The sequence below is a fragment of the Rhodococcus sp. ACT016 genome (assembly GCF_050477185.1).
In the GTDB taxonomy this organism is placed as follows: domain Bacteria; phylum Actinomycetota; class Actinomycetes; order Mycobacteriales; family Mycobacteriaceae; genus Prescottella.
The window spans coordinates 51260-65763 of the sequence record NZ_JBEAET010000002.1 but is presented as its reverse complement, the minus strand read 5'-3'; the positions used below and the strand labels follow the sequence as shown (position 1 = coordinate 65763).

11 protein-coding genes and 3 pseudogenes are annotated in these 14504 nt (G+C 62.3%); 8 read left to right on the top strand and 6 right to left on the bottom strand.

The window, feature by feature from the left end:
* Positions 1-139: 139 nt before the first annotated feature.
* Positions 140-385, top strand: a pseudogene (locus ACQ5DX_RS27175) (hypothetical protein); the annotation flags it as partial.
* 304 nt (positions 386-689) lie between these two features.
* Here ACQ5DX_RS27175 and ACQ5DX_RS27170 read toward each other — a convergent pair.
* From ACQ5DX_RS27170 to ACQ5DX_RS27160, 3 genes are all read right to left on the bottom strand, one after another.
* Positions 690-1529: an HpcH/HpaI aldolase/citrate lyase family protein gene (locus tag ACQ5DX_RS27170; RefSeq protein WP_430335870.1), complete on the bottom strand. Its 840-nt coding sequence runs from the start codon at positions 1527-1529 to the stop codon at positions 690-692.
* Between the two features lie 274 nt (positions 1530-1803).
* Positions 1804-2982, bottom strand: coding sequence for an amidohydrolase (locus ACQ5DX_RS27165; protein ID WP_430335869.1), 1179 nt, complete (start codon positions 2980-2982; stop codon positions 1804-1806).
* Complete coding sequence (locus tag ACQ5DX_RS27160) at positions 2979-4328, bottom strand: MFS transporter (RefSeq protein WP_430335868.1); 1350 nt, start codon at positions 4326-4328, stop codon at positions 2979-2981. Before ACQ5DX_RS27160 ends, ACQ5DX_RS27165 begins: the two co-directional genes overlap by 4 nt.
* Positions 4329-4520: 192 nt before the next feature.
* On the opposite strand from ACQ5DX_RS27160, the gene ACQ5DX_RS27155 reads away from it, so the two are divergent.
* The 5 genes from ACQ5DX_RS27155 to ACQ5DX_RS27135 are packed head-to-tail and all read left to right on the top strand — an operon-like array spanning position 4521 to position 9703.
* Positions 4521-5603: a CapA family protein gene (locus tag ACQ5DX_RS27155; RefSeq protein WP_430335867.1), complete on the top strand. Its 1083-nt coding sequence runs from the start codon at positions 4521-4523 to the stop codon at positions 5601-5603.
* Positions 5600-6583, top strand: coding sequence for an asparaginase domain-containing protein (locus ACQ5DX_RS27150; protein ID WP_430335866.1), 984 nt, complete (start codon positions 5600-5602; stop codon positions 6581-6583). The genes ACQ5DX_RS27155 and ACQ5DX_RS27150 overlap by 4 nt, the downstream gene beginning before the upstream one ends.
* 56 nt (positions 6584-6639) lie before the next feature.
* A complete protein-coding gene (locus ACQ5DX_RS27145) occupies positions 6640-7326 on the top strand; it encodes a GntR family transcriptional regulator (RefSeq protein ID WP_430335865.1) in 687 nt (228 codons plus the stop codon).
* Positions 7327-7339: 13 nt separating this feature from the next.
* Positions 7340-8752, top strand: coding sequence for an aspartate ammonia-lyase (locus tag ACQ5DX_RS27140; protein WP_430335864.1), 1413 nt, complete (start codon positions 7340-7342; stop codon positions 8750-8752).
* Positions 8753-8758: 6 nt separating this feature from the next.
* On the top strand, positions 8759-9703 hold the full coding sequence (locus ACQ5DX_RS27135; RefSeq protein ID WP_430335863.1) for a polysaccharide deacetylase family protein: 945 nt from the start codon (positions 8759-8761) through the stop codon (positions 9701-9703).
* Between the two features lie 544 nt (positions 9704-10247).
* Here ACQ5DX_RS27135 and ACQ5DX_RS27130 read toward each other — a convergent pair.
* Positions 10248-10346 (bottom strand): annotated as a pseudogene (locus ACQ5DX_RS27130) (AMP-binding protein); the annotation flags it as partial.
* A gap of 38 nt (positions 10347-10384) precedes the next feature.
* On the opposite strand from ACQ5DX_RS27130, the pseudogene ACQ5DX_RS27125 reads away from it, so the two are divergent.
* Positions 10385-10513, top strand: a pseudogene (locus ACQ5DX_RS27125) (L-serine ammonia-lyase, iron-sulfur-dependent, subunit alpha); the annotation flags it as partial.
* The gene (locus ACQ5DX_RS27120) at positions 10455-10772 is read left to right on the top strand and encodes a hypothetical protein (RefSeq protein ID WP_430335862.1); all 318 of its coding nucleotides are present in this window, start codon (positions 10455-10457) and stop codon (positions 10770-10772) included. The pseudogene ACQ5DX_RS27125 and the gene ACQ5DX_RS27120, both read left to right, overlap by 59 nt.
* Before the next feature lie 1579 nt (positions 10773-12351).
* Here ACQ5DX_RS27120 and ACQ5DX_RS27115 read toward each other — a convergent pair.
* Together ACQ5DX_RS27115 and ACQ5DX_RS27110 are read right to left on the bottom strand one after the other, a co-directional pair.
* On the bottom strand, positions 12352-13194 hold the full coding sequence (locus ACQ5DX_RS27115; protein ID WP_430335861.1) for an ABC transporter substrate-binding protein: 843 nt from the start codon (positions 13192-13194) through the stop codon (positions 12352-12354).
* Positions 13195-13447: 253 nt separating this feature from the next.
* Positions 13448-14452, bottom strand: coding sequence for an IS481 family transposase (locus tag ACQ5DX_RS27110; RefSeq protein ID WP_430335860.1), 1005 nt, complete (start codon positions 14450-14452; stop codon positions 13448-13450).
* Positions 14453-14504 lie beyond the last annotated feature (52 nt).

Sequence of the window (14504 nt, the reverse complement as noted above, 5' to 3'; positions counted from 1 at the left end):
GACCCCGCGGCTAGCGCGCCGAGGGGGGCCACGCGATCAGTCACGCGAGGCGGAAATTCTCGCGTGTGTACTCGAACTCCTAGGCGAGTAGGGATACGACCGCTTAAGTTTCGAAGCGGTCACCCGCCGCGCCCAAGCGTCGAAAGCGACGTTATACCGGCGATGGGAAACAAAGCGCGACATGGTTGTCGCTGCGATCAAGGCCGGCCCTGCATCGCATACCGCTGCCACTCGGATCGATACCGGATCCTTGCGGGATGACCTGATCGCGCTGTGTGAACGGCTGGATGCCACGATGCGCTCCACGGATGGGTCGATGAGCTTGATGCTGCTCCGCACGTCCGCGGACGTGCGGTCGTGCGCGGTGTGGATCTCGAGCCGATAGTCGGGGCCGTGTGGCTGCAGCCAGACCTGATAGTCGATCGCAATCGGACCGGCCTCCCGCCCGCACACGTTGCCGACCCGGACCGCGACCGATGTCGAGACGCGGATCGTCGAGCTACGCATGCGTGAACGGCGCGTCGCGAGGCAGCACTATCGCGGGAAGCGGAGAGGATCCCTGCCGAGGAGGGCGCTGGACCATGAGCCACCTCCGAGCGGATGTGGGCCTTAGACAAGCCACACCCCACTCGGAGGTTCTCTTCACATCAAGCCGTCACGCCCGCTACCAACGTCCTGGCCGGGTATACCTAGCTGTTGTCGAGTCGGAACACTGCCACGAGGTGTCGGATCTGCAGCGCCCGAGCCAATTTCGGTCGATCGCTGCCGCGCGTCACGTGTGCACCGTCAGGTCCGAGTTCACCGATGACCTTCTCTGCCCATTCGATGTCGTGTTCGGTTGGCGAAAGTGCAGCGTTGATGGTCCCGACGTGGTCTGGTCGTAGAACTAGTTTGCCTGTCATCCCCGCGGCAGCGCCGACCGCGGTCCCTGCGCGTAGCGCGGCTTCGGACTCCACGAGCGTGGGACCGTCGATGGGTGGTGCAATCCGTTCTGCCCGACTGGCGACCACTAGGCGCGATCGTGCATACGCCATCGACACGGGGTCGACCGCCGTGCCCGTGTCACGGCGGAAATCGCCGCTGCCGAATGCAAGCCGCACTGTTGCGTCGACTCGAGCGATCGAACGTGCTTCCTCGAGCCCGATGGCTGACTCGATCAGCGCCACGACAGGAGTTCCGGCAGGTATGTGTTCGGCGGTGGCAGCGACTTGATCGGCACTCTCCGCCTTGGCCAGCATGACACCTTCCACTCTGTTGATATCGGCGAGCATCTCCAAATCTCGGGCCCAGTCTGTCGTCGTTGCGTCGTTGATGCGCACCCATCCGGTGTTTCCGTCACCGAGCCATCGGGATGTGAGGGCGCGGGCAGCGGGCTTGTCGCGGAGCGGGACTCCGTCTTCGAGGTCGAGTACCACTGCGTCCGCACCGCAGGTGCTGGCAGCGGTGATGGCGGCCGAATCAGAGGCAGCTGTCAGCAACCAGGTTCGTGCTAGTTCAATATTGGATCGGACGACGGCTGGTGACCGCATCTCAGGTTCCTTCTGATAGTTAGTTGCTACACAGGTGGATTGATTCAGGTAGGTGTAGATCGGCGATCGCGTCGATTCAACTATCCGGCCGCGGCTGTGACATGGCATCGAACGTGCCGATGCTGTCAGCTTCTTAGGTGTGAGAGATCGGCCGCGGGCGGGCCCGTGTGTCACGGGCCCGCCCTCACACCACACCCACCGTGCTCGTCGAATCTTTGCGGGACGCCGACAGCGGACTGTCGAGACTCGCACCGGCTTTTGCGGTTTCGGCGGACTAGCGAGCCGCTAGTGACGCCTCAGCGAGTCCAATGAGCAGACCGGCACCGACGGGGAGTGCGTCGTCGTCGAAGTCGAACAGCGGGGAATGCAGTGGGGCTACGCGATCTTCGCTTCCGGTTCCAATGAAGACGTAGGCTCCGGGGGCCTCGGCGAGCATGAAGGAGAAGTCTTCGGATGTCATTGCCGGCGTTTGTGTGACTACCCGTTCGGCGCCGACAAGGGTGGTTGCGACTTCTTCTGCTCGTCTCGCGGGTTTCGGCGAGTTGATTGTGGGCGGGTAGATCCGGTTGAGCGTGACGGTGGCGGTTGCTCCGGCCGCGCGGGCCATCAAATCGATAGGTTCGCGCATGTGACGCTCGATCGTGTCGACGATTTGGTCGGAGAATGCTCGAAGCGTTCCGCGGATGGAGACTGACGTGGGGAAGGCGTTGATCGCGGTTCCGCCATTGACGGAGGTTACGGCCAGTGTCGACTCGGTGCCGGGAGGCAGAGTGCTCGTGGTCAGTGACCTGAGATGCGTGACTATTGTGGCTGCGAGGCCGATCAGATCAGCGCTGAGATGTGGGAAGGCGGCATGTCCACCGGGGCCGTGGAGGGTGATTTCGAAGTCGTTCGTCGATGCCATCACCGGCCCAGGGGAGACGGCAATCGTGCCTGTCCTCAGGGCCGGCCAGCTATGTAGGGCATAGATCTCATCCATAGGGAACTGATCGAATAGACCCTGATCGACCATGACCTTGGCGCCGCCCCCGCCTTCTTCGGCGGGCTGGAATATCAAGTAGACGGTGCCGTCGAAATTCCGTGTAGTGGCCAAGTGGTTCGCGGCCGCGAGGAGCATGGCCACATGCCCGTCATGGCCGCAGGCATGCATCACGCCCTCGACGGTGCTGGCGTGGGCGAGATTGGTCTGTTCGTCGATGGCGAGGGCGTCCATGTCCGCGCGAAGGCCGATGGATCTCGTACCCGATCCTGACTGGATCGCCGCTACCAGGCCTGTTGTGGCGAGTTCCGCAACGATTGGTATGCCCATGTCAGCCAATTGGGAGCGAACGAGGGCGGCAGTTCGTACCTCGTCATACGCAAGCTCGGGATGGCGGTGGAGATCACGGCGCAGAGTTATGAAGGTGTCTTGGATGCCTTCGACGGCATCGAGAATCCCGGTGGTAGTAGTCATGAGAGCACCTCGACGGTCTTCTTGGTGTTGACCTTCGGCAACCGCGAGATGACCAGGAGTGCAGCGACGACCATGACTGCACCTACCCCCATGATCCCCCAGGTGACCGTGCCGGTCTTCGTCTCAGTGAGGCCGAGAGCGTAGGGCGCTATGAACCCTCCGAGGTTGCCGAAAGAGTTCACGATCGCAACAGCCCCGGCTGCGGCGGTGCCTGTGTAGACGATGTTGGGAATCTGCCAGAAGGTGGGCAGGGCGCTGTATGCACCGACGAGCGCGCAGCCGAAGGCGATTACAGAGACGATCGGCGACGAGGTCCACACGAACGCGAGGACGAAGAACGCAGCGGCACCGAAGGCCAACGCTGCGGTGGTGCACTTGCGGGGATCTCCGTTGCGGTCCGACCACACGCCGTTCAGCACCATACCTGCCGCGCCGCAGAGGGAGATGGCCGAGATGATCCAGCCGATGGTGGTGATGCTGAAGGAAGTGAGAGTGGAGATCACGGTCGGTCCCCAGAAGGCGACCGTCGCGTTTCCGATGATGGTGCAGAAGTAGATCGCGGTGAAGATCCACAGACGGCGGTCACGGAGTGCGTCGCGCAGGGAGTCTTTCTGGTCGGGATGTGCTTCGAGGTCGGTGGCGAGGTCCGCAATGAGCAGCTGCTTGTCACTGTCGGACAACCACCGGGCTTGGTGTGGGTGGTCGGTGAGATAGACGAGGACGAAGAGGCCGGCGATCGCGGTCGGGAGGCCTTCACCGATGAAGATCCACTGCCAGCCGCTCAGTCCCAAGGCCCCGTCGAAGTGCGTGAGGAGGAATGCTGCAAGCGGGCCGCCGACAACACCAGACAGGGCTGATGCTGACATGAATACCCCGAAGATCTTCGCGCGCCGGCGCGCTGGGAACCACAAGGTCAAGTACACGATGATGCCCGGATAGAAGCCGGCTTCGAAGGCTCCCAGAAAGAACCGGACCAGGTAGAACTGCCACGGTGACTGCACGAGGGACGTCAGCGCGCACACCAGGCCCCACCCGATAACGATGCGAGCGATCGTCTTTCGGGCCCCGATCTTCTGCATATAGAGGTTGCTGGGAACTTCGAAAATCAGGTAGCCGATGTAGAAGATGCCCGCGCCGAGTCCGTACACCGCCGCGCTGAAACCGAGGTCGACCTGCATCTCGAGTTTCGCGAAGCTGATGTTTGAACGGTCCATCCAGGCGAGGATCCAGAGCGCCATGATGAACGGCAGAATCCGCCAGGTGATCTTTCTGTAGATCGCATCCAGCCGCTCTTGCCTGTCCGACGAGCCGGCAGGCGTTGCGGATTGGGTCGATGTGTCGGTCATGAGGGTGCTCCGTCTGTGGGGGCGATGGTAGTCAGTCGCTGCGACGTTGAGCACAGTAACTGATGCACCAACAAAACATCAGTCCCTCTTTAGGGGTAATTTTTAGGCGCTTGTCTACCTTGCCATACGATCGATGTGCTGCTAGAACAAGTAGTAGTCCAGACATCAGTAATGCATCAGAAGGGTTGCCCCATGGTGAAGTCGGCAGTGTTGACAGCAGCGGGAGACGTTGTGATCCGCGAACGCCTGTTGGACGAGGAGGAGAGGATCGTCGATTCCGGATACGCGAGTACGGCCGCGTACCTACGCGATTCGGATGCCTCCTTCGGCTCCTGTGAAGTCCAGTTCTCGGCGAGGGGATACCGAACCGACGCACCGATCGCCTATCGCGTGCCACCGGTTGTTGCCGATGACTTGGCACGCGCCGCATTCGACATCATGACCGTGGCGACGAACCACACCTGCGATTTCGGAGAGGAGGCGTTCGTCGACACACTTGACGCGTTGTCGTCTGCTGGCGTGGACGTCGTGGGCGGAGGTCTAACGTTCCGCGAAGCGATCGCGCCGGTCATCCGTACGGTCGGCGGGCTTGAGGTTGCCACGCTGGCGGTGTCCTGTCTGCTGCCGCCGGACTACAGCGCGACGGAAACTCGACCCGGAATCGCACCACTGCGAGTGGACCAATCGGTCGATCTCCATCCCTTGATGATGCTGATCGAACCGGGCGCGCCCCTCAAGGTCCGCAGCGCGGTACGCGGCGAGGACCTGGCTCGACTGACCGCACAAATTGGCGAACTACGAGACAAGGTCGATCTCGTGGTGGTCAGTGTCCACTGGGGCTATGGACGGGGTGCGGTACTCGCCGAGTACCAGCGTCCCCTCGCCCACGCGCTTGTCGACGCCGGTGCTGATCTTCTTCTCGGAAATCACACTCACAGCCCCGGTCCGATCGAGGTGTACAAGGGTGTTCCGATCGTCTACAGCCTGGGCAATCACATTGCACAGCAGGACTGGGCCGGAGCGTCGCCGGCCCAAGCAGCCATCTTCGCCGATATCGATGAATGGTCCACTGTGGCAAGGTTCGTTCTCGAACCCCACGCCGTACGCGAGATCGAACTCCGCGCGACGTTCTGCCCACGGTCTGTCGGGCTCCCCGCTCTGCTCACCGACGACTCAGCGATCCCGGTCTTCGACCGAATCCAACGTCTCTCCGCGCCGTTCGGAACCAAGATCCTGATTGACGGAGATCGAGCGACCATCAGGACCGAAGGGTGATCACCCCGACCGTTGCGGTGATCGGAACCGGCGGGACGATCGCAGGACGGAGTCACGGAGACGGCACCCGGTATCAGGCTGCTCAAAACTCCGTGAACGACGTGATTCGGACTGGTTTGGCCACAAGCACGGGTATCCGCTTCATTGGCGACGACGCGTGCTCAGTGGCCGGACAAGCCATGACCGAACACGACTGGCGCATCATCCGGAACCACATCTTGGACAAGGTTGCGGACCCGGTGGTCACCGGCGTCATCGTCACTGCTGGAACTGACACTCTGGAGGAACTTTCCTACTTTCTGCATCTGTCCCTTCCCACCGACAAGCCTGTCGTGGTTGTGGGCGCGATGCGTCCACTCGACCAATCAGACTCTGACGCGCCTGCCAATCTCGAGGCAGCAGTGTCGTGGGTGACGTCGCAACAGATGACCTGTCGGTCGTTCGGCGTGGTTGTTGCGATGGACGGGGTCATCCACCCCGCGCGGGGACTCTCGAAACTCCACACTCACGCCGTGAACAGCATCCAACACCGCACCTGGTGGACGTCCCGACGCGCCACTTCACCGACAGACGCAGTAGCGCACCGCCACACCACGAACTCGGAATTTGCGATCGAGCCGATGCCTCTGCTCCCGCGCGTAGACCTGTTGTACGGCTACGCCGGCGACAGCAGTGATCTCGTCCACGCGTCGATCGACAAGGGAGCAGCAGGAATCGTCTTCGCTGGAGTCGGGAACGGAAACATGCATCCGAAGGTCGAGCAGGCCCTGACCGATGCTGTGGCGGCAGAGAAGGTCGTTGTCGTTCGATCGAGTCGGGTGCCGTTCGGCAGTGTTCAGTCCGGCGGCGAGTTCACGGATACGGACCAGTTGATCCCGGCCGGCGATCTTCCCGCCCCACAGGCTCGTGTCCTGTTGCTTCTGGCTTTGGCATCAGACCTTGCAGCCAACGAAGTCAAGAGGGTTTTCCAAGAGTACTGACGATTGGTGTAAAGATCGCCAACGACCCTGTAAGCACATCAGTGAAGTGAGGAACCGTGTCCGAGGCAGCAGTCAACGAGTCCATGGCCGAGCGTGTCTATCGTCTGATCCGCGAGGACATCATTGTCGGTGACATGGCGCCAGGACAAGCCTTCAATGAAGCCGCCCTCGTCGAGCGGTTCGAGGTCAGTACTTCACCGCTGCGGGAAGCTCTGAGCAGGCTCAGGCAGGACGGGTTGATTCGTGTACTGCCGCGTAAGGGCTACACGGTCACCGAGCTGACATTGAACGACTTTCATGAGCTCTTCCAGATGAGGCTGATTCTCGAATCCTCCGCAGCTGAACTGGCCGCACCGCGAACGACGGCCGACCACATCGAGCAACTGACCAGGCTCTCGGCTGTCGAGATCACCGCGGACAATCCGGAAAGCCGCAAACACTTCATGAAGGCGAACCAGGACTTCCACCTCCTGATCGCTGAAATAGGCGGCAATCGCAGACTGCACACCGCGCTTCGGCAGAGCTTTCAAGACATACAACGCATCCTGTTCACCAACATCGGCGAATCCGATGGCCAGACAAACGCAGCCGATCACGCCCCCATCATCGACGCCTTGGCTCGTCGTGACGCGTCCGACGCGCGTGCCGCCAGCATCGCCCACATCCACCAAGCCCGAGACCGGATCATCCACCGCATGATCACCCGCTTTAACGAACTCTCACTTGATCCACTCGACCTCTGAACCAAGGACCTACATGCGCGCTACCCCCGCCGAAGACGCCGTACGCATCGAGACTGATTCCCTCGGATCCCTCGCAGTGCCTGCCTCGGCCTACTACGGAATCCACACGATGCGAGCCGCCGCGAACTTTCCCATCACCGGACGCACGCTCTCTGTCTATCCGCATCTCCTCTCCGCTCTCGCGCAGGTGAAGTCAGCGGCGGCCGCAGCAAACCGCGATCTCGGCCAACTTGACGAGGCCAAGGCCGACGCGATCATCACCGCCTGCGCCGAAATTACCGCAGGGGCGCTGCACGACCAGTTCATCGTAGACGTGCTGCAGGGTGGCGCCGGAACATCGACAAACATGAACTCAAACGAGGTCGTGGCGAACCGTGCACTCGAACACCTCGGCCGGGTACGCGGCGACTACCAGCACCTGCATCCCATCGACGACGTCAACCACAGTCAGAGCACCAATGACGTCTACCCCACTGCCCTCAAACTTGCTCTACGCCACCAGCTCACGGAGCTCAGTGACTCCTTCGATCGTCTGATCGCGGCATTCGACGGCAAAGCTGCGGAGTTCCGAACCATCGGAAAAGTCGGACGTACTCAGCTTCAGGACGCTGTACCCATGACTCTCGGACAGGAATTCGGCGCATACGTCGCAACCCTCCGAGAAGAAATCCCTCGGTTCGCGGACCTGCAAAGGCTTCTCGCCGAGATCAACCTGGGTGGCACTGCCATCGGAACGGGCCTGAACACGCACCCGCAGTACGTACACTTGGCGGCCGAACACTTGGCCGCGGTCTCGGGTCGGAATGTCACGCCAGCAGACGATCTCATCGAGGCCACCCAGGACACTGGAGTCTTTGTTCAGGTCTCGGCGACCATCAAGCGAGCTGCGGTGAAGCTGTCGAAGATCTCCAACGACCTTCGTCTGCTCTCGTCGGGACCCCAGCACGGTTTCGCGGAGATCAACCTTCCGCCGATGCAAGCTGGATCGAGCATCATGCCGGGGAAGGTCAATCCCGTTATCCCGGAGGTCGTCAACCAGGTTGCTTTCGAGATCATCGGCAATGACATGACTATCACCATTGCCGCTGAGGCGGGTCAGCTTCAACTCAATGCGTTCGAACCGGTCATTGCCCTCAGTCTGTTCGACGGAATACGACATCTGACCGCGGCCGCGGAAGTTCTGGCCGATCGCTGTGTCACCGGTATTACGGCAAACACGAGCTTCCTGGCGGAACAGCTTCGATCGTCCGCTTCGTTCGTCACCGCTCTGACTCCCTGGATTGGTTACGCCGATGCCGCCAAAGTCGCTTCCGAAGCGGTGGCGACGCGCCAGCCCATCGAGCAGCTCGTTCTTGCACGCGGCCTGATGACACACGACGAGCTTGCGCAAGCACGCTTGCGTGCGCTTCCAGACTTGGCGCGGTGAGTGCAGATGAACATCGTTGACATGGGCCAGCATCCCTACCCTCGAGACCTCCGCGGCTACGCCGACACGCCTCCGGAACAGTGCTGGCCAAACGGGGCCCGGCTCGCGCTCAACTTCGTGCTCAACTACGAAGAAGGAGCCGAAAACACACTACTGAACGGAGATACCCAGTCGGAGAACTATATTCACGAGATTCCGGCTACCACTCCACTATTTCGTCAACGCGACGTCAATGCCGAATCCGTCTACGACTACGGGGCGCGAGTGGGGGTATGGAGACTTCTTCGGATTTTCGAACAGGCACAGATCCCTGTCACTGTCTTCGCTGTCGGCCACGCGCTAGCGCTGAACCCTCGCGTCGGACGAGCCTTCGCCACGGCCGGACACGAAGTCGCCAGTCACCACTGGCGTTGGAAGAACTACATCGACGTTGATCCGAGCGTCGAGAAGGAACACATCCAACGCTCAATCGAGGTCATCACCGAACTGACCGGCACAGCGCCAGTAGGTTGGTACAGCGGCCGCGGAAGTCTCCACAGTCGAGAACTCGCCGCCGCAGCAGGATTCAAGTACGACAGCGACGCCTATGACGACGAGCTCCCCCACTGGCAGCTAGTCAACGACAAACCACAGCTCATCATCCCATACACGCTCGACGTCAACGACTTCCGCTTCTCACTCCCATCCGGATACGCCACCGGTGCCGACTTTGAGCAGCATATGCGCGACACATTCGACGTTCTGTACTCCGAGTCCGCACAGACACCGAGAATGATGAGCGTCGGCCTCCACCCACGCATGGCCGGCCGCCCCGGCCGAGCTCGCGCACTCCAAAGGTTCATCGCGTACGTGAAAGAAGTCGACGGTGTCTGGATCTGCACTCGCGCTCAGATTGCCGAGCATTGGTACCGATCAATGCCTCCAGCCAATCTGCGAAGCGCTATGCCATGATCACCTCCCGAAGAGATGAGCACGACGCCAACCGCCGCTAGCAAACACCTACCCGCCAAACTACCGGACGGTACATTTCTTGTCGGTTCACCTCGTCACGCAGGTCGTCTACGAGGGCACCCCCAACTCGCCGGACGAACACCGCCACTTCCAGATCATCGAGAAGTACGGCGTCACGATCTACTACGTGCTCGTGGTCGGCGCCGACCGTGTGCAGCAGCGAATGGACGGTGGCATCGACCAAGCGGTACCGCACGCTGCGACCTCATCGTCGGGATCGGAACTCTCAGTCAGACGTTCAGGACCACAATCGGCCGTCGCGTTCCGGCTGACATGCCCCGCCACGCCGCGGGGTCGAACTCTGTCGACCTCGGCGTGCAGCACACCGGCGGCGACGAGATGCCGCACCACCAGAACCAGGCGCGGGAACAGGTCGCGGTCGGGGTCGTAAACGGATACGTCGAAACGGAATTCGGCCTCCGATGGGAAAGGATCGTCCTGGACCGGCGCAGCCTCGACGAGGCGGTGGAGCCGTTCGGTGTCGAATCTTCGCGGAGATGCCGGGCAGCGGCGCCATCGCGGAGCCGGGCTTGGTGGCGGTCGCGGTCGGCGCGGCACGCCGAGACTGCCAGCGCGAAGTCACGCGCCGCCTGAGCGTGATCGTCTGGACGCGCTCACCCGAACCCCGTTGGTGGACTGGTGCAGATTCCGTGCATCGAGCGCAACGGGATGGGCGCCGTTACCGCAATTCATGCCGCGCGGGGGTGCCGATGTGGGCTGTCAGGGCGAGGTCGGCTCGGCTTGTTCGATGGCCGCCGCCGCACCGGTGGCGAACGGGGGAAGCGCGGGCAGGCGGGCTTGGCGTACGCGGGCGGACAGGACGGCGCGATCGGTCTCCACTCCACGAGGCTACTGTCGCTCTTCCCGAGTGATCGTCAACGGCGATAGGACAAGAACCTGCACGTGGCCTGCACAGATGACACGTCCCCTCGACGGCACCCCGCCCTGTCGCCATGCTCATCGAGCCACGTGGAGCGCGGCTGCCAAGCACGGACTCAGCGCGTCATAAGGATGGCGAGGACGATCACCACAATGAGTTCGATCAGCCCCAACATCGTGGTGGCGAAGGAAATTCAGCTGCCGGTCTCATGTGGCCGACGAGCGGCTTCGTGCAGCCCGAGAATCCCGAAAACGACCGCAACCGGGGCCAGACCGATGAGCGCGGCGAATAGCGCGACCTGGGCGGAAACGTTGGTCAGCTCAGCGGTCGTCTGCTCCTCCGAGCAGGTCGTACAAGTCTTCAATGCTCGGCGTTGGAGTCGTGGTCATGGCCGGAGACAGTACGTCTCTCAGCGCTGCGGTGGTAGGCCATTGCGGATCGGCGCGTACCAGGTCCCGGAGCGAGCATGATGCAGCCCTGGCACAGCACCCGGCCGTCCGGGGCGTCCAGGAACACATCGTCTGGGTCGATGACGTCAGGCAGGTCGAACGCAGCGACCCCGCACCCGTCGCACTCGAATCTCGAAGCCATGCCCTTCTTCCTACAGTGCAGACCGACGCCGCGCGCCCGCACGGCACGTCAGCCCAGCCGTGGGCGGCGAGAAGTGTGCGTTTACCAGCTGTGATGGCATGTCCCCGCGAGCGGACGGGCGCGAGATCCGGGGGGTGGAGAACCCCTCAGGAACCATGCAGCCCCGTGATGATGATTCAAGCCATTCAGTACCTGACCGGCGGCTACGGCTTCTACCTCGCGATCAAGATGACAGTGTGTGGCCGCGGACCCTGCGCCCTCCAGCGGGCCGCGCGCGACGGCGCCGGCCCCTTGCCGCCCTCACTGCGCACGACCATGCGTCCATGCAGGGAGGACCGTCCGTGACCACAGGGGCTCTGGAGGAGCCGCTGGACGGGTCTCGGGGCGGCACGGTGCCGGCGAGTATTTACGCAGGTCAGAGCGAATTTCAGGCGAACAAGCAACCGCTTGCACCGTATCGACTCGATCGTATGGATTGAAAAATGCAGGACGCCGGAAATGACTCGCCAGTCAGGAGGAACCGGGATTCAGGACACCACGATCTCAACATGTGAGAGGGGCGGCGCCGCTGCGTCTGCCCCGACGCGCGACGCCGCCCGTCACCCACAACCCCACCGCGCATATTGCGTTTGGGATTGCCGCGGGCCGCCGCCAGTCCTGGGAGCTTTCGATTATCTGAGCACGCGACGTGTTCGACGCTACTCACCGCGGATTCGCCATACATGCGACGACGCCGCTTGTTCGCTCAGAACGCGGCGCCGTCTTCATCAACTGTGACGATGTGTCTGCCGTCGACGACGCCACAGAATGCGACCCCAATTCGGTTGAGCGCTCATAGCGTGACCAACACTCGCGTGTGAGTGGCCGGGCCGCCCGTTCGACGCAACTCGCGTCGGCGAGCATCGGGAAGATGCGGGAGTCCTCGCGCCAAGGAGTGGTGCGGGGTCGAGACGCTATTTCACTGTCGGGCGATAGTCGGACCGACCTGGTTCGTGAGCTCAGGTACGCGAGCCCTGGTGGCTACTCGGCGCACTCGGACGATTCGAAGAATTTGCGGGAAGGCGGGCTAACGTGTCGACTCACTGCCAGAGCGGTCCGAAGCCGATCGTCGCGGCGCCTACATCGTGTCGTAGAGAGCTGACCAGTTGCGAATGACCTCACCTGCGGTGTAGATACCCCCGTAGTTCACATTTCCCCGCGTCTCGACGACTCGACCCTCTCGGACGGCAGGTAGGTCCCGCCAAATCGGAAGATTGTTCATCGAAGCCAGGGTTGAAGTGCTGTCGGTGTTCTGCACAAGGAATCCGTCAGCGCCGCCATATTGTCCGATCACCTCCAAGGACACCATCGCATCGGCCGTAGCGTCGTGCTCGTCGCCGAACAGGTGCCCACCCATGTCGCTGAGAATCTCAGTCTGGAGTCGTCCTCTCGCATTTACGATGAAGGATGCCGAACTCGGAACGTATTGCAGATGCACCACCCGGGCCCGTTCGATCACCGATTCATGCCTGCGACGAACCTCGACGAGCTTCTGGTCGTACTCGGCGATCAAAGATTCGGCACGATCACGTCGGCCGAGCCAGTCGGCAGTGCGGGTGAGATCGTTCTTCCACCCCAGTTGGAAATCGGTCGGCAGGACCGGTGCGATCTTGTTCAAGGCTGTTGTCGGCCAGTACTCTCCGTCATCGACTCCGGAGCACACAATAAGGTCGGGCTCGAGCTTGATGACCTGTTCGAGGTTGATCGGGCCATCGAGGATCTGGATGCCGTCCGGTGCCGGCACCCACGGGGTTGGTGCACGTAAGCTCGTCGCAACGACTGAGAGACCCAGCGCGACAGCGGTTTCAAAGTCGGTCCGCGAGTCAACTGCAAACACGCGGTTCGGCTCCCGGGGGATGTCGTAGGTTCCAAGAGGTGTCGAAACAGTGAGGCCGACTTCGGGCTGATCGTCGATTGCCACCGCCGACCGCGCACACGAGGACAGACTCAACGCGGCCAGAGTCGATGCTCCGGCCAAAAAATGGCGTCGAGACAGCGCGGCCCTTACCGATGCCTGCGCGTCCGGAAGATGGTGTCGGCACGTGGCCCGTGGGTCACTCGTCGTCATATTCACGCCAGACTCCTTCACGAAGTTTGCTATCCACCCAACCTCCACCGCAGAAAATCGAAAGTTAGGTTAGGCAACCCAACGTATCACCATGTCCGGCAGAGGCCTAGGTGTATGAGGTCATGACGTTGGTGACGCCGGTGTGGAGTCGGGTCGCTGGCGGCCGGTTCCCGGCGGCAGTGTGGGGTCGATGGTAGTTGTAGTGGATGTTCCAGACACTCAGGGCCTGGGACCGCTGCGTCTCACTGGTCCATTCGCGGGCGTAGAGGAACTCCTCGGCGAGGATCCGGTTGTAGCGCTCGACCTTCCCGTTGTGCCGTGGGGTGTAGGGCCGGATGAACTGGTGCCGCATCCCGGTGAGGGTGCGGGCGAATACCGTCGAGCGGTAGCAGGCACCGTTGTCGGTGACCACCCTGGTGAACCGGGTGATGCCGTGGGCGGCGAAGAACACCTTGGCGCGGTTGATGAAACCGACTGCAGTGACACCTTTTTCGTCGGGTAGTGCTTCGGTGTAGGCGAGGCGGGAGAATCCGTCGACGATCGAGTGCAGGTAGACGTATCCGGTGCGGGTGCCGCGCTTCTTGCCGCGATCGACCGTCTTGGCGTGGTCGCTGCCGCGGCCGTGCACGCGCCAGCCACCGCCGTCGGGGATCCGTCCGACCTTCTTGATGTCGACGTGGACCATGTGGCCGGGGTAGCGGGCGACGATGGTGTTCGCGGGCTTGCGGTTGTCGGCGCCGTTCGGGTCGAGGAATCGGCGCCGGTTGATGCCCAGGCGCACCAGCCACCGCCCCACGGTCGACACCGAGACTTGGTGGCCGTCGGTGGCGAGTTCGCCGGCGATGCGGCGGGCGGACCACTTCCGTTCCCGTCGCAACCGCTCGATCTTGGCGACCAACGCCGGGTCGAGGGTGGCCGGTTGGTGGTGCGGGACGCAGGCCCGGTCGAGCAACCCGGCCTCACCGCCGGTCCGGTAGCGGTTCACCCACTTCGACAGGCACTGACGGGAGATGCCGGCCTCGGCGGCGACATGCGCGATCGGCCGGTGCTCGCAGCGGCGGACGAGCCGCAGCCTTCCCGCAGGGGTGAGCGGGGCGTTACGGTGGGACACGCGGGTCTCTTTCTGGCCGGGACGAGTTGGTCGCACTTCTCATCCTGCCGAT